Here is an 18,717-nt window from a genome sequence, read left to right as displayed (position 1 = left end):
AAGATTTTACTCTTCTTCATTCTTTTCCATCGGTTTGTCATCGGTATGCAATTGATGAAGAAGTGTTTCAATTCGGTTTCCATAATCAATGGATTCATCCCATTCAAAGATGATTTCTGGTGTTTTACGAAGACGAATACGGTGGCCTATTTCAGTTCGAATAAAGCCTTTTGCTTTTGCAAGACCTTTTAAGGTATTCTCCTTTTGTTCGTCATCACCTAATACAGATATAAATACTTTTGCTTGTTGAAGATCTCCTGTTACTTGAACGTCAGTAACTGTCACAAAGCCGATCCGAGGATCTTTAATTTTTCGACCGATGATGTCACTAAGTTCTTTTTTCATTTGTTCTCCAACACGATTTGCTCTGTGGCTCATCACATTCACCTCTTAACTTAAAGCCAATCAATCTCGGTGATCGTTCTTTCTATTTCTGGAAATGAGTCAATTAGTTTAAGCGCGCTTTGCAATTCCTGCTCTGTAGATACCCGTGAAGAAGTAACAACAGCAATGGCTATTTTTGTTCTTTGCCATACATCTTGATAGTCCACCTCTGCCACGGATACATTAAATTTTTGTTTTAGCCGGGTCAGGATACGCTGCAAAACGGCGCGTTTCTCTTTTAATGAATGCGCATCATAGATGATACATTCACAAACGGCTGTACCGACAATCATTTCCGCTCTATTTCTTCCATTACATAAGCTTCAATGATATCTCCTTCTTTAACATCATTAAAGTTTTTAATGGTTATTCCACATTCGTAGCCTTGTGCTACTTCTTTTGCATCGTCTTTAAAACGTTTTAAGGCATCAATTTGACCTTCAAAAATGACCACCCCATTACGAATTAAACGAATGCCGCTATCACGGGTAATTTTTCCATCTGTTACATAAGAACCTGCAATTGTCCCAACCTTAGAAACCTTAAAGGTTTGACGAATTTCTGCTTGACCGATGATTTTTTCTTCAAATTCAGGATCAAGCATCCCTTTCATAGCAGCTTCAATCTCTTCAATAACTTTATAAATAATTCTGTGAAGACGAACGTCAACTTTTTCCGCTTCTGCTGCACGTTTCGCATTTACATCAGGACGAACGTTAAAGCCGATAACAATGGCATTTGAAGCAGCGGCAAGAGTGATATCAGATTCATTAATCGCACCGGCACCGCTATGAATGATTTTGATATTGACGCCTTCGACATCTATTTTTTGCAATGACGCAGCAACTGCTTCAGCTGAACCTTGAACATCTGCTTTTAGGATAATGTTCAGATCCTTCATTTCACCTTGTTTTAACTGGTCAAATAGATTCTCTAGACTTACGATGGATTTTTCACCACGCTGCGCCGCTAATGCCTGCTGGGCACGTGCTTCTCCCACTTGACGAGCTGTTTTCTCATCGTCAAACACAACAAAACGGTCTCCAGCCTGCGGTACATCACTTAATCCAGTAATTTCTACAGGAGTGGATGGTTCTGCTTCTTTTACACGTCGGCCCTTGTCATTCACCATTGCTCGAACACGGCCATGTGTATTCCCAACAACAATTGGATCGCCAATTTTAAGTGTACCGTTTTGAACAAGCAAGGTTGCAACCGATCCACGACCCTTGTCTAATTGGGCTTCAATAACAGTTCCAACAGCCTTACGTTTTGGATTTGCTTTATATTCTTCAACTTCACTTACAAGAAGAATCATTTCAAGCAGATTGTCGATTCCTTCACCTGTTTTTGCGGATAGTGGAACAAAAATTGTATCCCCGCCCCAAGCTTCTGATACTAAGCCGTGCTCAGTCAATTCCTGCATAACACGGTCAGCATTTGCGGCCTCTTTATCCATTTTATTTACAGCGACGATAATTGGAACTTCAGCTGCTTTTGCATGGTTAATCGCTTCAACCGTTTGCGGCATGACACCGTCATCAGCGGCCACTACAAGGATGGTGATGTCAGTAATTTTTGCACCCCGGGCACGCATTGTTGTGAATGCAGCGTGTCCTGGTGTGTCTAGGAAGGTAATTTTCTTACCATTTTCAACTACTTGATAGGCACCGATATGCTGCGTAATACCCCCAGCTTCTCCTTCGGTAACCTTTGTATTTCGAATCGAATCAAGCAAGGTTGTTTTACCGTGGTCAACATGCCCCATAATGGTAACAACAGAAGGTCTTTCTACTAAGTCTTCCGCAGTGTCCTCTGTAAAATACACTTCAAGGTCGGTCGTATCTATTTTAATTTCCTCTTCAACCTCTACTCCATATTCACCGGCAATCAATTCAATCGCATCTTTATCTAACACTTGATTAATTGTCGCCATTACCCCAAGTAAAAAGAGCTTTTTAATGATTTCTGAAGGTTCGCGATAGATCTTTTTCGCAAGCTCTCCAACCGTTAGAGATTCACTAAAAGTAATTTTAGCAGGAAGTTCCTTCTCTTTTTTCTTCACAGGCTGTGCATGTTGAACTGGAGTATGCGACTTCTTCTTTTTATTATTATTATTATTACGATTTTGGTTATTATTATAAGGCCGAGCCTTAGCTTTATCAGCGCTGCTAAACACTTTGTTTTCTTTTGATTGATGTTCTTGGTTTTGCTTTTTGCCCTCAACCTTTTTTGGAGGCGAGACTACTTTTACCTTGCTAGGGGCAGCATTTTTATCTGCAGCCTCCTCAAATGCTTTAGCTGTTTTTGCCTGCACTTGTGGTTTTTGCCCTGACTGAGCCGGTCTTTGGTTTTGACGATTCTGCTGCCCGCCTGGACGTGAGTTTGAGCGATTTTGCTGCCCACTATTCTTTTTTGGCTGTTGTGTATTGTTTTCTTTTTTATTATAAGCTGCATCAAGCTTTTTGATATCTGCATCTTCAATTGTTGCCATATGATTAGAGACCTCTATATTCATTTCTTTTAATTTATTGATAATTTCTTTACTTGAAATATTGTGTTTCTTTGCATATTCATAAACACGGATTTTACTCATTATTTCACCCCCGCTAAATTTAATCGAGCAACGTTATCAGTTTTTTTGCAAATCCATCATCCATAACAGCTACAACAACGCGGGCTTCTTTGCCAATTGATTGGCCAAGAAGATAACGATTTTCCACCATTTTTAATGGAACTTGATAGGAATTACATTTATCTGTAATTTTTTTTGTCGTATTGGTAGACGCATCTGCGGCTAATAAAACAAGCTTTGCTTTTCCGTTCCGGATTTCCTTAACGGCAAGCTCCTCACCTGATATGATTTTACGCGCCCGATTGGCTAAGCCAAGCAATGACATCCATTGATTTTGTTTCATTTGGATTGTCAGTTCTCCTTCTCTATTAGCTCAAGTAGTTCTTCATATATAGAATCATCAATAGAAACTTCTAAATGGTTAGATAAAGTGTTTTTTTTCTTGGCTAGTAGGACTGCTTCTTTGTCCTTTGAAAGGTAAGCTCCTCTGCCGGATTTTTTTCCAGTCAAATCGATGGATACTTCTCCTTCTTTGGAGCGAACGATGCGAACGAGTTCTTTTTTCGGTTTCATTTCACCGGTTGCAACACATTTGCGCATAGGAACTTTTTTTCTAGAGTTCACTTATCATTCACCTCACCTAATCATCTAACTCTTCATCATAATCAAAATCAGTATCGACCTGATCGTCAAACAGCCTGATTGTTTCCTCACGCGGATAAATTCCTAGTTCACGTGCTTCGGTTTCTGATTTGATATCAATTTTCCACCCTGTTAATTTCGCAGCAAGGCGGGCGTTTTGTCCACGTTTACCTATTGCCAAGGAAAGCTGATAATCTGGGACAACAACTGTTGTTGCCTTTTCATTTTCATTCACCATTACATCGAGTACTTTAGAAGGGCTAAGCGAATTAGCTACAAAAACAACAGGATCGTCAGACCATTTCACAATATCGATTTTTTCACCCTTCAATTCATTGACAACTGCTTGAACCCGTGTTCCCTTTGGTCCAACACATGAGCCTACTGGGTCAACCTCATGATTATCCGAATGAACGGAAATCTTTGAGCGATCGCCCGCTTCACGAGCCACTGATTTAATTTCTACAGTACCATCGTAAATTTCAGGTACTTCAATTTCAAATAAACGTTTTAATAATCCTGGATGGGTTCGAGAAACAAAAATTTGTGGACCCTTTGTCGTTTTTTCAACCTTTGTAATAAATACCTTGATACGATCGTGCGGCTTATATCGTTCATTTGGCATTTGTTCATTTACCGGTAATAATGCTTCGATTTTTCCAAGGCTGACATAAATAAATTTGGAATCCAGCCTTTGAACAATACCTGTCATAATATCTTCTTCACGGTCGATAAATTCCGAATAAATTATTCCTCTTTCCGCTTCTCTTACACGCTGGGTAACCACTTGTTTAGCTGTTTGCGCGGCAATCCTTCCGAAGTCTTTTGGCGTTACTTCCATTTCGACAACATCTTCTACTTGGTAATTAGGATTAATGCGCACGGCATCTGCTAAAGAAATTTCAAGACGTGGGTCAAATACCTGATCTACCACTTCTTTTCTTGCAAAAACACGCATGGAGCCTGTTTGTAAATTAAAGTCAATACGGACATTTTGTGCCTGATTGAAATTACGACGGTATGCTGATACCAGTGCCGCTTCAATTGCTTCAATTAAAATATCCCTGGAAATACCTTTCTCTCTTTCCAGTATTGTAAGAGCATCTAATAATTCGCTGCTCATTTCGTTGTATCCCCCTAATCCTATTCAATTTTTATTCTTTTTTCCTTATGAAAAAACAACAGCAAGTCGTGCATTCGCTACTTTTTCATATGGAATGTCAACGGACTTTTTGCGAGTTTTAATCTTAACCTCAATTTTTAAATGTTGACCATCAAATTCGAGTAATGTGCCCTCGAAGCTTTTTTCCCCATTTATTGGCTCATAGGTTTTAATAACGACATTTTTGCCGATTGCCTTTTCGAAATCTTTTTCTTTTTTTAATGGACGCTCCGCACCTGGAGATGACACTTCAAGATAGTAGTTATGGGGAATTGGATCAATCTCATCGAGTTTTTCACTAAGTCGCTCACTAACTAGACCACAATCCTCAATATCCACACCAGTATCTTTATCGATATATACGCGGAGGAACCAGCTTTTTCCTTCTTTCACATATTCAATGTCCACTAATTCCAGGCCAAGCTCTTGAAAAATTGGTGCGGCCAGTTCTTCTACAACTTCCGTTACTTTGCTCATGCTTTACCTCCTCTTCTACATTATTTCACCCATATTCTATGTAGTTCACTGAAAGTTTTATCAAGTACCACTTAAAAACATTTGTAAACAAAACCAAGATACAGATGGTGCCGCAACTCGATTACATAACGAAAGAGTGGGTTTCCCCACTCTTGAACACGAGAGTATTTCTTAGTATTTCCAATAAAACTATACCATAACCACCATTTATATGCAAATCCCATCGAGGCATAGCAACGTTTTTCCTTTTTAGAACAACGAAAGCTGGTTTTGCTCTGGAAGAGATTTTAAACAGCCTTGTTTGTCTAAATATTCGAGAATGGTCTTGGATACCTTGCCACGCTGCTGCAAATCTTCTTTTGATAAAAATTCTCCATCTTCTCTGGCCTTAACGATATTAAAGGCAGCGTTCGTTCCTAACCCAGGGATGGAATTAAAAGGAGGAATTAAGGAATTTCCATCAATGATGAATTCTGATGAAGCTGAATTGTATAAATCATAATTTTGAAATGTAAAACCTCTTTCAGTCATTTCAAGTGCTAACTCCAAAACTGTTAACAGGTTTTTCTCTTTATTTGATGCCTCAAGCCCTTTTACATTAATTTCCTCTATTTTCGCTCGAATGGCCTCTGAGCCTCGTGACATTGTTTCAATATCGAAGTCCTCCGCTCGGACAGTAAAGTAGGCTGCATAATACAATAGCGGAAGATGGACTTTAAAATAAGCAATCCTTACTGCCATTAATACATAAGCAGCAGCGTGGGCCTTAGGGAACATATATTTTATCTTTTTGCAGGAATCAATATACCATTCCGGGACTTCGTTTTTTCGCATTTCTGCTTCCATTTCTTCACTTAAACCTTTACCTTTACGGACGGATTCCATAATTTTAAAAGCAAAAGAAGGCTCAAGACCCTGATAAATCAAGTAGACCATGATATCATCACGACAGCCGATTACTTCGCTTAAGTTACAAATTTGGTTATGAATTAATTCCTGTGCATTCCCCAACCAAACATCCGTTCCGTGAGATAGACCTGAAATCTGAACAAGTTCAGAGAAGGTTGTCGGCTTTGTATCCTCAAGCATTTGCCGCACAAATCTCGTACCAAACTCAGGAATACCAAGTGTACCTGTTTTACACATGATTTGTTGTTCTGTTACCCCTAGGGATTCGGTATTGCTAAAAATTTTCATGACTTCAGGGTCGTCTGTTGGAATTGTTTTTGGATCGATTCCACTTAGATCTTGAAGCATCCTGATAACAGTCGGATCATCGTGACCTAGAATATCAAGCTTAAGGACATTATCATGGATGGAATGGAAATCAAAATGTGTTGTTTTCCATTCAGAGTTTCGATCATCTGCAGGGAATTGAATTGGTGTAAAATCATAAACTTCCATGTAATCAGGAATAACGATTATACCCCCTGGATGCTGTCCAGTAGTTCTTTTCACACCGGTACACCCGGAAGCAAGTCGTTCCACTTCTGCATTACGAATTTGAAGATTGTTATCCTGCTGGAAGGCTTTTACGTAACCAAAGGCAGTTTTATCTGCAACAGTGCCGATTGTCCCTGCACGGTATACATATTCTTCACCAAACAAGACTTTTGTATAGTTATGGGCACGCGGCTGGTACTCTCCTGAAAAGTTCAAATCGATATCGGGGACTTTGTCTCCTTTAAAACCAAGGAAGGTTTCAAACGGTATATCGTGTCCATCCTTACGATATTTTTCTCCACAATTTGGACAATCTTTATCAGGCAAATCAAATCCAGAGCCAACCGATCCATCATTAAAGAACTCAGAATGCTTACATGTCGGGCACACATAATGTGGCGGTAAAGGATTCACCTCGGTAATTTCCGTCATCGTCGCTACCAATGATGAACCGACAGATCCCCGAGAGCCAACGAGATAGCCATCATCGAGCGATTTTTTCACGAGCTTATGTGAAATTAAATAAATAACGGCAAATCCATGCCCAATGATACTTTTTAGTTCTTTTTCCAGACGTGCTTCAACAATTTCAGGAAGCGGGTCTCCATAAATTTTATGGGCCATTTCATAACTCATTTGGCGCATCTCATCTTCCGCGCCCTCAATTTTTGGTGTGTATAAATCGTCTTTTATCGGTTTAATGAACTCAATCATATCAGCAATTTTATTTGTGTTTGTAACCACAATTTCTTTTGCTTTTTCTGCCCCCAAAAACGAAAAAGCATCAAGCATCTCATTTGTTGTCCTAAAATGAACATCCGGAAGCTCATGGCGGTTCAACGGGTTTGCTCCGCCTTGTGAGTTGATTAAGATTTTTCGATAGATTTTATCATTTTCATTTAAATAATGAACATTTCCGGTTGCAACGACAGGCAAACCTAATTTATCTCCTAGTGTCACGATTTTACTAATAATATCTTCCATTGCTTTTTCATCGCGGACTAATTCCATTTCAATTAACGGCGCGTTTACTTCTTTCGGCATTACCTCAAAATAGTCATAAAAACGGGCATGTGATTCAACTTCTTCTGGTGACTTTTGCATCATCCCTTCAAACACTTCACCTTTATTACATGCTGACCCAACAAGAATTCCATCCCTGTATTTTTGGAGGACTGATCTCGGGATTCTTGGAACTCTATAAAAATACTCAATATGAGCGATCGAAACAAGTTTAAATATATTCTTTAAGCCGTGTTCATTTTGAGCTAAAAGTGTGCAATGATATGGGCGGGCACGTTGATAAGCATTCCCTTTCCCCATATTATCGTTAAATTCATCATGGTATTCGATCCCCTTTTCAAGGGCATCTTTAAGCATTTTCAAGAGTAAATAACCCGTTGCCTCTGCATCATAAATCGCACGGTGATGCTGGGTTAATTCAATATCAAACTTTTTAGCAAGTGTATTTAATCGGTGGTTTTTCATTTCCGGATATAAGAATCGTCCTAACTCTAGTGTATCAATAACAGGATTTTTCGCCTTTTCAAGTCCTATTTTTTTATACCCGACGTTGAGGAAACCCATATCAAAGGAAGCATTATGAGCAACAAGAACTGCATCCCCAACCCATTCATAAAAATCTTTAATTACCTCATCTACTTCTGGAGCGTTTTGAACCATATCATCTGTGATACCTGTCAGATTAATCGTTGTGGCTGAAAGACGATGATGCGGATTGGCAAATGACTCAAAGCGATCAATGATTTCCCCGTCCTTCACCTTTACGGCCGCAAGCTCGATAATCGTATCATAAACGGCAGAAAGTCCTGTTGTTTCAACGTCAAAAATAACGAAGGTATCTTCCGTAAGTAAGCGATGGGCATCGTTATAGGCGATTGGTACACCATCATCGACAAGATTTACTTCAACACCGTAAAGAATTTTAATATCATTCTTCTTTCCGGCTCCATATGCTTCAGGAAATGACTGTGCAACGGCATGGTCGGTCACAGCAATAGCTTTATGACCCCACTTTTTTGCCTGGGCAATCAATGCACTTACCGGAGTTACGGCATCCATTTGACTCATCGGGGTGTGAAGATGCAGTTCAACGCGTTTTTCATCCGCAGGTGCAGTGTCCTTACGTTCAGCAGGCTTAATTTCATTAATATCGTTTGCAATCATGACAAGGTCACGAACGAAGGTATCGTTCTGGATGCTTCCGCGGACCTTAACCCACATTCCCTTCTTCACAAGCTGAAACAAGGCGGCATCCTCTTTATCTCTTGAGAACATTTTCACCATGATTGAACTAGTATAATCAGTAATCTTAAAGGTTAGGAGTGAACGGCCGCTTCTTAACTCTCGAATCTCAGCATTAAAAATATACCCTTCAACAGCAACCCTTCTTTCTTCATCAACAATATCAATCAAACTCCGGAAGTCACTATCATCCTTAATTGTTAAACCAATCGTAATTGGACCCTCCGGCACATCACCTCCAGAGTGTTCCTTTTCAGCTTCTTTCTTCTGCATCTCAACCATTGCCAATAGGGCACGTTCCTGATCTTCCTTTTGTTTAGCAAGTAAAAACTTCTCATATTCATCATTTTTTTCTTCTGTTTTTATGTCTGTCTCGATAGCTAGCAGCGGAAAACCAAAAGATTGATAAATATTTCCAATCACAGAGCCATATTTTCGTTTTAACGCTAGACCCTCTGCCTCATTTCTCACAGTAATCGTTAGCTTGTTCCCGCTGACATCCGGCATTTGTTCATTAAGGAGCTTTATTAACGGAGGTGAGATACCATCAATCTGCTGGATGCAAAAGCCCCAATATTCTTTTAATAATTCTGGTGTGATTGCTTGATTTATCACATTGATATCATATGAAATGGTTGCAATACTCGAAAAAGTTCTTTCAAGCTGTGTTGTAAAATTAAGAAATACATTGAAAGGCAGGATTTTCTCAAATAAAAATTGAAAATGCCACTTTCTTGCTTTTTTTTCAACTAGAAGCCTTTCTATTTGCGCATTGTTGAAATGTGCTACTACAGCATCCTCTATCAATTTCAGCTGCTGGAGCAAGAGTTGGAATCGCTCTTTATTGCCTAAGGCATGATCGCTCATCGTCTCTCTCCCATCTATTCAAAATCAATTATCTTTATCTATATCAAAATTTAATTATATCATATGATACACACTGATTCGGCTTAATTCGACAGAAAACTTCATCCATTTTAGTTACTAAAAACATGCATGAGTCACGACTTTCAACCCTTGCATGGAAATAAATTCAGCGAACAATCATTAGTCACCAAATAAAGGCGGTGTGAGCAAAGCTAGGCTTCACTATATTCAGTGTCTTAAAATGTATATCAACTGCTAACTTTGGATATACTGTTACGCTTTTGCAGCGCTCCGCCCATTTTTCAAACAAAATAAATTGGGATCGCGACTGCGATCCCAATTATGTTATTAATTATATCACTTTTAAAGGAAGAACCTCTGAATATCATTCCATGTGACGACAAGCATCAGCAACATAAGGAGGGCAAATCCGATAAAATGAACCATCCCTTCTTTCTGACGGTCAATTGGCTTCCCTCTAACTGCTTCCACTGCAAAGAACATCAATCTGCCTCCGTCAAGAGCAGGAATTGGTAATAAATTCATAATCCCTAAGTTAATACTTAAGATCCCTGCCCATTTCATTAAATAATAAATACCCGATTTGGCTACTTCAGCAGTTGAATTATAAATTCCAACGGGGCCGGAAAGCGCATCGATAGAAAATTGACCTGTGACCAAATTTCCAAGCATCACAAATATTTGCTTTGTCCAGAAATAAGTTTCTGTAAAACCATATTTAACTGCTTGAAAAGGTGATTTTTCGACAGGGCTGTATACGCCGATAATACCTATTTTCTTACCCTCAACTGTTTTTTCAAGCGGTGTTACTTGGATTACACTTTCTTTTCCATTACGAATAATCGAGAAATCAAGTTTTTTATTTGGGTTTTTTTGAATGATTTCTACCACATCAGACCAGCTTGAAATTTCCGAACCATTAATACTCTGAACGATATCTCCTTTTTGAAGACCTGCTGATTTAGCAGCACCGTCAGGCGTAATAGCACCTAATTGGGGTTCGTTCGAAGGCACACCTTGTAATAAAGCGATCAATATAAATATGAAAAATGCAAGGACAAAGTTCATTGCCGGTCCTGCAAAAATCGCTAAAAATCTTTGCGGTAATGTCTTTGATCCAAATTGACGATCAATTGGAGCAATTTGGGATTCAACCCCATTTTCAACAATGACTGCGCTAGGATTTACACTAAAAGTCTGCATACTTTCACTATCATCTTCAGGAAATCCCTTTATTACTAAATCTTTTTCGATATCTGCATACTCCACTTCAACAATCCGACAATTTGGAAACTTTTCTTTATTGTTTATTATAATTTTGTTAACATGATTTTCATTGTCAAACAAAAGACCAATTCGATATCCAGGTTTAATTTCTACCGATTCCGGATCTTCTCCTGCCATGCGAACAAATCCTCCGATTGGTAATAAACGGATCGTATAGGTAGTCTCACCTTTCCTATGTGTGAACACTTTTGGTCCCATACCGATCGCAAACTCTCGGCAGAGAATACCTGCTCTTTTAGCGAAAATGAAATGTCCTAATTCATGAAAGAAGACTAGTGCGCCAAAAATCACAATAAAGGCAATAACTGTACTCAATTATAAAACCACCTTTTTTATAGAAGTGAATGTACATACTGTCTCGTTTCTTTATCTACCTCTTCTATCATTGTTAAACTTGGATGATCCATGGTTTGATGAGTGCTTAATGCCTTCTCAATCAAATCTTCGATCTGCAAGAAACGAATTTTACCTTTTAAAAACGCAGCTACGGCAGTTTCGTTAGCAGCATTCAATACAGTTGGCATTGTTCCGCCTTTTTTTCCAGCCATATAAGCATATTTCAGACAGCGGAATCTTTCAACATCCATTTCCTGGAAGTGTAGTTTACCAATACTCGCCAAATTTAACCGAGTACCGGAGGGAAGAGGCAAGCGGTCAGGGTATGTGAGTGCGTATTGGATAGGCACTCTCATATCTGGTGTTCCAAGTTGGGCGATTATACTTGAGTCATGGAATTCAATCATCGAATGGATGATACTTTCTTTATGGAGCAATACATCAATTTTTTCATATGGCATATGAAACAACCAGTGTGCCTCAATTACCTCTAACCCTTTGTTCATCATCGTGGCAGAGTCAATCGTAATTTTCGCACCCATCGACCAATTAGGGTGGTTCAAAGCCTCTTGTACCGTAACATTTTCTAGCTCTTCACGAGTCCTGTCACGAAAGCTGCCACCCGAAGCTGTTAAAATTAATCTTTCAATATTTTTATCCTTTTCTCCTTGCAAGGCTTGGAAAATTGCTGAATGCTCGCTATCGACAGGAAGAAGTCGTACATTATTCTTTCTTGTCGCCTCCATTACTAAATGCCCTGCCGTTACAAGTGTTTCTTTATTGGCAATCGCAATTATCTTTTTACATTCAATTGCCTGTAATGTTGGATGTAAACCAACACTGCCAAGAACAGCATTGACAAGGATATTAGATTTTTCATACACAGCTACCTCAATCAATCCTTCATTACCGTAGGTAAACTTAGTTTGGGGAAATTCTGCTTTTAATGTATTACAATCACTATGGTCTTGTACAGAAACAAGCTCTGGCTTAAACTCGACAATCAATTTTCGTGCCAAATCGATATTTTTACCCACGGAAAAGGCAGCTAACCTAAATTCTGTTGGATGCTCACGAATAATATCAATCGTCTGTGTCCCAACTGATCCTGTTGCACCCAATAAACTAATTAATTTCAAAACATTCAACTCCTATAAGAAAAGCAAAAAACTTAAATCCAAAGGTGGAATAGGTTTAATATTGGCCAAACAAATATTAGGCTGTCAAAACGATCAAGAATACCACCATGACCAGGTAAGATTTTTCCTGAATCCTTCACATTAAAATGACGTTTGAAAGCGGATTGAACAAGATCGCCAATTTGTCCAAAAACAGATAGTACAACAGTTATTCCAATTATTGAGCCTTTTATATCAGTGAATAATACAAAGAGAAGGGCAATAATAACTGCACAAACGACACCGCCTAAGAAACCTTCAACGGTCTTATTAGGGCTGATTTCTGGCCAGAGCTTTCTCTTTCCAAGCGCTTTCCCAATAAAGTAAGCACCTGAATCCGTTGCCCAAACCATAAATAAAGAATATAAAATGTAAACTAATCCCCCATCCACCCTTGTTTCAAAGAAAAAGTAAAAGCCAATTCCTACATAAAGGGAGGATAGAATGGAAAATGAGACATCCTCAAATGTAAAACGATTCTTGGTAATCACAGTGTATGTCAATAATAATAGTATAAACACAATGCACAATTCTGTTTTTGAATAATAAAAAGTATCCAAGACATATTGATACTTCTCCGGAAAAATTAGTACCCATAAAAACAAAATCGAAAGTATTCCATGGATAGAGAAAATGTTAAGATTTTTCATTCTCATTAATTCATATAACCCAATAGTAGCTAAAAAATAGGTTAATACTACAAGCGGAATCCCGCCAAAATATACAATTGGCAAAAATAATGCCGCAGCGACGACTCCTGTTATGATTCTTTGCTTCATTTAGTAAATTCAACACCTTTTTTATTCTATAAGCCACCATACCGACGTTGGCGTTTTTGAAAGAGCTCAACCGCTTCAAGCAAATGATCCTCATTAAAGTCAGGCCATAATACATCCGTAAACCAAAACTCCGAGTAAGCCAATTGCCAAAGCATAAAGTTGCTCAAGCGAATTTCACCACTAGTACGGATTAAAAGGTCAGGATCAGTGAATTTCGAACTCATTAGGTAGGAGGAGAACACTTGTTCATCAAGCTCACTCTCTTTTAGTATGCCATTTTTGCTATCATTTAAGACTTGCTTAACCGCATCGAGAATCTCAGCTCTACTTCCATAATTCAAGGCAAAGTTTAAAACGAGTCCGGTATTATCTTTCGTTTCTTCCATAGCTTTTTCTATTGCTCGAAGAGTATGTATTGGAAGCTGATCTTTATAACCCATCATTTTCACTTGAACATTATTCTTAACTAAATCAGGAAGAAATGTCCCTAAAAATTCCTCCGGCAGCTTCATAATGTATTCTACTTCATTTTTGGGGCGCTTCCAGTTCTCAGTTGAAAAAGCATACAGGGTTAAGACTTTTATTCCAAGATTATTTGCCAACATGGTTGTTTTACGAACAACCTTCATCCCTTCATGATGGCCGGCAATACGCGGTAACGCCCTTTTTTTAGCCCAGCGTCCGTTGCCATCCATTATTATGGCAACATGCTCAGGAACAGGCAGCTTTTTTATTTCTTCTATTTTATCTCGGAGTGTGGAAGAGGTATTTTGCTTCTTCCTAAGTAAAAATTTATTTAACATAACATTGCTCCTCAATTAGTTAATCATTTCCTCCGAAAATAGATCATTTACAATTGGATCAGATGTAGGTATGTAAAGTATCTTTTAGGTTAGATGGTATTATCATACCAAAAAAGCTAGAAGATATCTCTAATAATAACTTATGTAAAATAAAAGGAATTAAGAATAATGTTCAGAAAACTTCCGGGGATATTCCTCGTTATCAAATAATCCCAAAAATAGTGAAAAAACCCCCTAGAAAGAGGGTCTACTGTTCAGAAAAGCGGTAGTGCCTTGATCAGCCTCAAAAAGCGCTGGATGGTCTGTCGATGTTGTCGTTCTTTGACTCTATCGACAGAACGGCAGCAACCTCGAGAGGCTAGGCGCTGGAGCTAGACATGCATTATACTTCTAATATTTCTTTTTCTTTGTCTTTAGTGATTTGATCGATTTTTTGAATGAATTCATCAGTTAGCTTTTGAACATCATCAGAATAGCCACGAAGTGCATCTTCTGTAATTTCACCATTCTTCTCAAGCTTTTTCAAAGAATCATTGGCATCACGGCGAATATTACGAAGTGCAACCTTCGCTTCTTCTGATTCTTTTTTGACTACTTTCACAAGTTCTTTACGTCGTTCCTCTGTCAATTGCGGAATTGCAATCCGAATAACCTGACCATCGTTGGTAGGATTTAATCCTAAATCAGACTTCAAGATTGCCCTTTCAATTTCACTAAGAATTGATTTATCATATGGTTGAATTACGAGTAGTCTAGCTTCAGGAGTTGTGATACCTGCCATTTGATTCACAGGAGTAGCTGCACCATAATAATCAACGGTAATCCGGTCAAGTAAAGAAGCACTTGCTCTCCCAGCTCGGATGCTGGCAAGTTCACGAGTATATGACTGAATCGCTTTTGTCATACGATCTTTTGTAGAAGAGATGACTTGCTTTGGCATTAATTTTTCCCCCTAACGATTGTTCCAATTTTTTCACCCATAACGGCTTTTTTAATATTGCCCTGTTCCATAATTGAGAAAACAATAAGTGGAATATCATTATCCATACATAAGGAAGATGCGGTTGAGTCCATGACAGCTAACCCTTCTTTAATCACATCTAAGAATGATAGATCTTCATATTTAGTGGCATTTGCGTCGATACGAGGGTCTGCCGAATAGACACCATCGACATTATTTTTGGCCATTAATATAACTTCAGCATCAATTTCTGCTGCTCGCAGTGCGGCTGTTGTATCAGTTGAGAAATAAGGGTTACCTGTGCCAGCCGCAAAAATAACGACCCGTTGCTTCTCTAAATGTCTAATGGCACGACGTCTAATATACGGTTCTGCAACCTGACGCATTTCTATTGAGGTTTGCACACGTGATTCAATCCCTAAGTGCTCCAAACTATCTTGAAGTGCTAAAGAATTCATTACAGTTGCAAGCATACCCATATAATCGGCTGTTGCTCTGTCCATACCCATTTCACTGCCGATTTTCCCGCGCCAAATGTTGCCGCCGCCAACAACGACAGCTACCTCTACTCCAAGTTCTGCAATTTCTTTTACTTGAATGGCAATCGATTTAATAACTGAAGGTTTAATTCCAAAGCTCGATTCACCAGCAAGTGCTTCCCCGCTCAATTTTAATACCACGCGTTTGTACTTAGGACCACTCATATAAACCTCCATTATGTAATTTATAACTTAGTTAGCTTGAAAAATAGGGAACACACCGTGTCCCCTATTCAAAAACCTATACAGTAACATTCCCTTAAAACTTGTTCGGTTTTAAGCTAGAGAATATTTGACTATTGTTTATTAACTTGGTTCATAACTTCTTCTGCGAAGTTATCTTCACGTTTTTCAATGCCTTCGCCTACTTCGTAGCGTACGAATTCACGTAATGTTGCACCTTTGGATTCAACAAATTGACGTACTTTTTGATCAGGGTTTTTAACGAAAGTTTGGTCAAGGACACAAACATCTTCAAAGTATTTTCCAAGGCGGCCTTCAACCATTTTCGCAACGATATTTTCAGGCTTGCCTTCGTTAAGAGCTTGTTGTGTTAATACTTGACGCTCACGTTCAATTTCCTCTTGTGATACTTGGTCACGAGAAACGTATTTTGGTCTTAGTGCTGTAATATGCATAGAAATATCTTTAGCAGCATCGGAATCTGTAGTGCCTTCAAGAACTGTTAGCACGCTGATGCGTCCACCCATATGAAGGTAAGCACCAAATGCATCATTATCCGTTTTTGATACTATAGCAAAACGGCGAAGTGATAATTTTTCACCAATTTTAGCAATCGCAGCATTGATGTGTTCTTCTACGGTTGCCCCATTTTCCATTGTTTGAGCAGAAGCTTCTTCAACTGTTGCTGGTTTGTTTTTAAGGAGATGCTGTGCAAGTTCCTTTACAAGAGTTTGGAACCCTTCGTTTTTCGCAACGAAGTCAGTTTCAGAGTTTACTTCAAGAATAACAGCATCATTACCTTCTGTTAAAATGGATGTTAACCCTTCAGCAGCAATACGATCTGCTTTCTTTGCTGCTTTCGCAATCCCTTTTTCACGTAAGTAATCAATCGCTTTTTCCATATCACCATTTGATTCTGTTAATGCTTTTTTGCAATCCATCATTCCAGCGCCAGTTTTTTCACGTAATTCTTTAACCATTTGAGCAGTAACTGCCATAATTTTCTTCCTCCTTTAATTCTATGTACTATACTCATATCTTAGCCATTGAAATCTAAGATAAACATTCTTTAGCCCGGCAACCGACGGGGTTTTTTCGCTGATAGGAAAGTAAGGTGCAGAAACTGAATAGAAACTTCCTATCGGCTTAAGTTCATCTAATCCTCTGTTTTCGCATAATGGCAAGTTTTCTTTAAAAAAAGGTGATAAAGGGTCTCCCTCTTATCACCTTTTTTAGTTCACTAAATTGTCCAGCTTCATCGCCTAGCCGCACGAGGTCATACGCCAATCACAGCGGAAACAAAAAACGCCTTCCGTAGTGCTCGTCATATGCTGGCTGTGCAAGGCAATTCCGCTTTTCTAATTAAGCTTCTACTTGCACTTCTTCGCCTTGTTTCGCTTCAAGGATGGCATCAGCCATTTTTCCAGTCAATAGCTTAACCGCACGAATCGCATCGTCATTCGCTGGAATAACTACATCGATTTCGTCTGGATCACAGTTTGTATCAACGATACCAACGATAGGAATGTTTAATTTCTTCGCTTCAGCAACCGCGATACGCTCTTTACGAGGGTCAATGATGAAAAGTGCATCTGGAAGCTGTTTCATGTCTTTGATTCCGCCTAGGAATTTTTCAAGACGTTCTTGTTCTTTCTTCAATTGTACTACTTCTTTCTTAGGTAGTACTTCGAAAGTACCGTCTTCTGACATTCTTTCGATATCTTTTAAGCGGCCGATACGCTTTTGAATTGTTTCAAAGTTTGTTAATGTACCACCTAACCAGCGTTGGTTTACATAGTACATACCTGAACGGCCTGCTTCTTCTTTAACAGAATCTTGAGCTTGTTTCTTTGTACCAACAAAAAGAACTGTTCCGCCGTTACCAGCAAGTTCCTTTACCCAGTTATAAGCTTCTTCAACCTTTTTAACTGTTTTTTGAAGGTCGATAATGTAGATACCGTTACGCTCAGTGAAGATATATTTCTTCATCTTAGGGTTCCAACGGCGAGTTTGGTGTCCGAAATGTACACCAGCTTCAAGCAATTGCTTCATTGAAATAACTGACATGTTTTTTTCCTCCTAATGGTTTGTTTTCCTCCGCTCATCTCATTTTTAAACAGAAACTGTCAATAACAGCACCGTCTGTTTAAATCAATAAGCGTGTGTATTAACACCATGAAATACTATAGCATAAGTAAACTTAACAATCAAGCGCTATACTTTAGGAAAAATAAAAAATCCCCAGATAAACTGGAGATTTATATTTTTACTTAGTTCTTAGTTTATCAAGTTCAACAAGAAACTTATCATTTAAGACTTTAATATACGTTCCTTTCATACCTAGGGAGCGCGATTCAATTACCCCAGCACTCTCAAGCTTTCTTAGAGCATTGACAATAACTGAACGTGTAATACCAACGCGATCAGCAATTTTTGAAGCAACTAGCAGTCCTTCATGACCATTAAGCTCTTCAAAAATATGCTCAATGGCTTCTAGTTCACTATAAGACAATGAACTAATGGCCATTTGAACAACCGCTTTGCTTCTAGCTTCTTCTTCAATCTCTTCTGCTTTTTCACGTAAAATCTCCATGCCAACTACAGTTGCACCATATTCTGCAAGGATTAAATCATCATCTTGGAATTTTTCTTGTAATCTTGCAAGGATTAAGGTGCCAAGACGTTCTCCACCACCAATAATAGGAACAATTGTTGTCAATCCTTCACGGAATAATTCTCTATTTTCCACAGGAAAAGCAGTATATTGGCTTTCAATATCAAGATTTGATGAAGTTTCTTGAATATTAAATAAGCC

At 38.7% G+C, this 18,717-nt stretch carries 17 protein-coding genes; all 17 read right to left on the bottom strand.

Features of this window, described 5'->3' with window-relative positions:
* Window positions 1-6: 6 nt before the first annotated feature.
* Window positions 7-378 carry a 30S ribosome-binding factor RbfA gene (gene rbfA, locus V7150_RS06100; RefSeq protein WP_335514904.1) on the bottom strand — a complete coding sequence of 124 codons (372 nt, stop codon included), beginning with the start codon at window positions 376-378 and terminating at the stop codon, window positions 7-9.
* A 17-nt stretch (window positions 379-395) separates the two neighbouring features.
* Window positions 396-677, bottom strand: coding sequence for a DUF503 domain-containing protein (locus tag V7150_RS06095; protein WP_335514902.1), 282 nt, complete (start codon window positions 675-677; stop codon window positions 396-398).
* Window positions 674-2,980, bottom strand: coding sequence for a translation initiation factor IF-2 (infB, locus tag V7150_RS06090; RefSeq protein WP_335514900.1), 2,307 nt, complete (start codon window positions 2,978-2,980; stop codon window positions 674-676). The genes V7150_RS06095 and infB overlap by 4 nt, the downstream gene beginning before the upstream one ends.
* Window positions 2,981-2,999: 19 nt before the next feature.
* A complete protein-coding gene (locus tag V7150_RS06085) occupies window positions 3,000-3,302 on the bottom strand; it encodes a YlxQ family RNA-binding protein (RefSeq protein ID WP_335514897.1) in 303 nt (100 codons plus the stop codon).
* An 8-nt stretch (window positions 3,303-3,310) separates the two neighbouring features.
* Window positions 3,311-3,583, bottom strand: a complete 273-nt coding sequence (gene rnpM / locus V7150_RS06080) for an RNase P modulator RnpM (RefSeq protein WP_335514895.1) — start codon at window positions 3,581-3,583, stop codon at window positions 3,311-3,313.
* A 16-nt stretch (window positions 3,584-3,599) separates the two neighbouring features.
* Window positions 3,600-4,724, bottom strand: coding sequence for a transcription termination factor NusA (gene nusA, locus V7150_RS06075; RefSeq protein ID WP_283922643.1), 1,125 nt, complete (start codon window positions 4,722-4,724; stop codon window positions 3,600-3,602).
* A 45-nt stretch (window positions 4,725-4,769) separates the two neighbouring features.
* The gene (gene rimP, locus V7150_RS06070; RefSeq protein WP_335514891.1) at window positions 4,770-5,240 is read right to left on the bottom strand and encodes a ribosome maturation factor RimP; all 471 of its coding nucleotides are present in this window, start codon (window positions 5,238-5,240) and stop codon (window positions 4,770-4,772) included.
* A gap of 249 nt (window positions 5,241-5,489) precedes the next feature.
* Complete coding sequence (locus V7150_RS06065; RefSeq protein ID WP_335514888.1) at window positions 5,490-9,815, bottom strand: PolC-type DNA polymerase III; 4,326 nt, start codon at window positions 9,813-9,815, stop codon at window positions 5,490-5,492.
* A gap of 363 nt (window positions 9,816-10,178) precedes the next feature.
* Window positions 10,179-11,438, bottom strand: coding sequence for an RIP metalloprotease RseP (gene rseP / locus V7150_RS06060; RefSeq protein ID WP_335514885.1), 1,260 nt, complete (start codon window positions 11,436-11,438; stop codon window positions 10,179-10,181).
* 17 nt (window positions 11,439-11,455) lie between these two features.
* A complete protein-coding gene (gene dxr / locus V7150_RS06055; RefSeq protein WP_335514883.1) occupies window positions 11,456-12,598 on the bottom strand; it encodes a 1-deoxy-D-xylulose-5-phosphate reductoisomerase in 1,143 nt (380 codons plus the stop codon).
* Between the two features lie 32 nt (window positions 12,599-12,630).
* Entirely contained in the window at window positions 12,631-13,416 is a 786-nt protein-coding gene (locus V7150_RS06050) for a phosphatidate cytidylyltransferase (protein ID WP_335514879.1), read from the bottom strand.
* Between the two features lie 26 nt (window positions 13,417-13,442).
* Entirely contained in the window at window positions 13,443-14,219 is a 777-nt protein-coding gene (locus V7150_RS06045) for an isoprenyl transferase (protein WP_335514877.1), read from the bottom strand.
* A gap of 382 nt (window positions 14,220-14,601) precedes the next feature.
* Entirely contained in the window at window positions 14,602-15,159 is a 558-nt protein-coding gene (gene frr / locus V7150_RS06040; protein WP_335514874.1) for a ribosome recycling factor, read from the bottom strand.
* The gene (gene pyrH, locus V7150_RS06035) at window positions 15,159-15,884 is read right to left on the bottom strand and encodes a UMP kinase (protein ID WP_335514871.1); all 726 of its coding nucleotides are present in this window, start codon (window positions 15,882-15,884) and stop codon (window positions 15,159-15,161) included. The genes frr and pyrH overlap by 1 nt, the downstream gene beginning before the upstream one ends.
* A 131-nt stretch (window positions 15,885-16,015) precedes the next feature.
* On the bottom strand, window positions 16,016-16,900 hold the full coding sequence (gene tsf / locus V7150_RS06030; RefSeq protein WP_335514869.1) for a translation elongation factor Ts: 885 nt from the start codon (window positions 16,898-16,900) through the stop codon (window positions 16,016-16,018).
* A gap of 364 nt (window positions 16,901-17,264) precedes the next feature.
* Window positions 17,265-17,969 (bottom strand): 30S ribosomal protein S2, encoded by a 705-nt coding sequence (gene rpsB / locus V7150_RS06025; RefSeq protein ID WP_149869592.1) that lies wholly within the window; start codon window positions 17,967-17,969, stop codon window positions 17,265-17,267.
* A 199-nt stretch (window positions 17,970-18,168) separates the two neighbouring features.
* Window positions 18,169-18,717 (bottom strand): GTP-sensing pleiotropic transcriptional regulator CodY (gene codY / locus V7150_RS06020; RefSeq protein WP_335514864.1); only part of this gene is annotated, 549 nt, incomplete at its 5' end.

It is taken from the genome of Neobacillus drentensis (assembly GCF_036965245.1).
Lineage (GTDB): Bacteria > Bacillota > Bacilli > Bacillales > Cytobacillaceae > Neobacillus > Neobacillus drentensis_G.
This window is presented reverse-complemented; position numbering and strand designations above follow the sequence as displayed.

Coding starts and splice junctions, on each gene's coding strand:
- rbfA (WP_335514904.1), bottom strand. CDS start 378: ATGAGCCACAGAGCAAATCGTGTTGGAGAACAAATGAAAAAAGAACTT.
- infB (WP_335514900.1), bottom strand. CDS start 2,980: ATGAGTAAAATCCGTGTTTATGAATATGCAAAGAAACACAATATTTCA.
- pyrH (WP_335514871.1), bottom strand. CDS start 15,884: ATGAGTGGTCCTAAGTACAAACGCGTGGTATTAAAATTGAGCGGGGAA.
- V7150_RS06085 (WP_335514897.1), bottom strand. CDS start 3,302: ATGAAACAAAATCAATGGATGTCATTGCTTGGCTTAGCCAATCGGGCG.
- tsf (WP_335514869.1), bottom strand. CDS start 16,900: ATGGCAGTTACTGCTCAAATGGTTAAAGAATTACGTGAAAAAACTGGC.
- V7150_RS06095 (WP_335514902.1), bottom strand. CDS start 677: ATGATTGTCGGTACAGCCGTTTGTGAATGTATCATCTATGATGCGCAT.
- V7150_RS06065 (WP_335514888.1), bottom strand. CDS start 9,815: ATGAGCGATCATGCCTTAGGCAATAAAGAGCGATTCCAACTCTTGCTC.
- frr (WP_335514874.1), bottom strand. CDS start 15,159: ATGCCAAAGCAAGTCATCTCTTCTACAAAAGATCGTATGACAAAAGCG.
- V7150_RS06045 (WP_335514877.1), bottom strand. CDS start 14,219: ATGTTAAATAAATTTTTACTTAGGAAGAAGCAAAATACCTCTTCCACA.
- nusA (WP_283922643.1), bottom strand. CDS start 4,724: ATGAGCAGCGAATTATTAGATGCTCTTACAATACTGGAAAGAGAGAAA.
- rpsB (WP_149869592.1), bottom strand. CDS start 17,969: ATGTCAGTTATTTCAATGAAGCAATTGCTTGAAGCTGGTGTACATTTC.
- V7150_RS06050 (WP_335514879.1), bottom strand. CDS start 13,416: ATGAAGCAAAGAATCATAACAGGAGTCGTCGCTGCGGCATTATTTTTG.
- rimP (WP_335514891.1), bottom strand. CDS start 5,240: ATGAGCAAAGTAACGGAAGTTGTAGAAGAACTGGCCGCACCAATTTTT.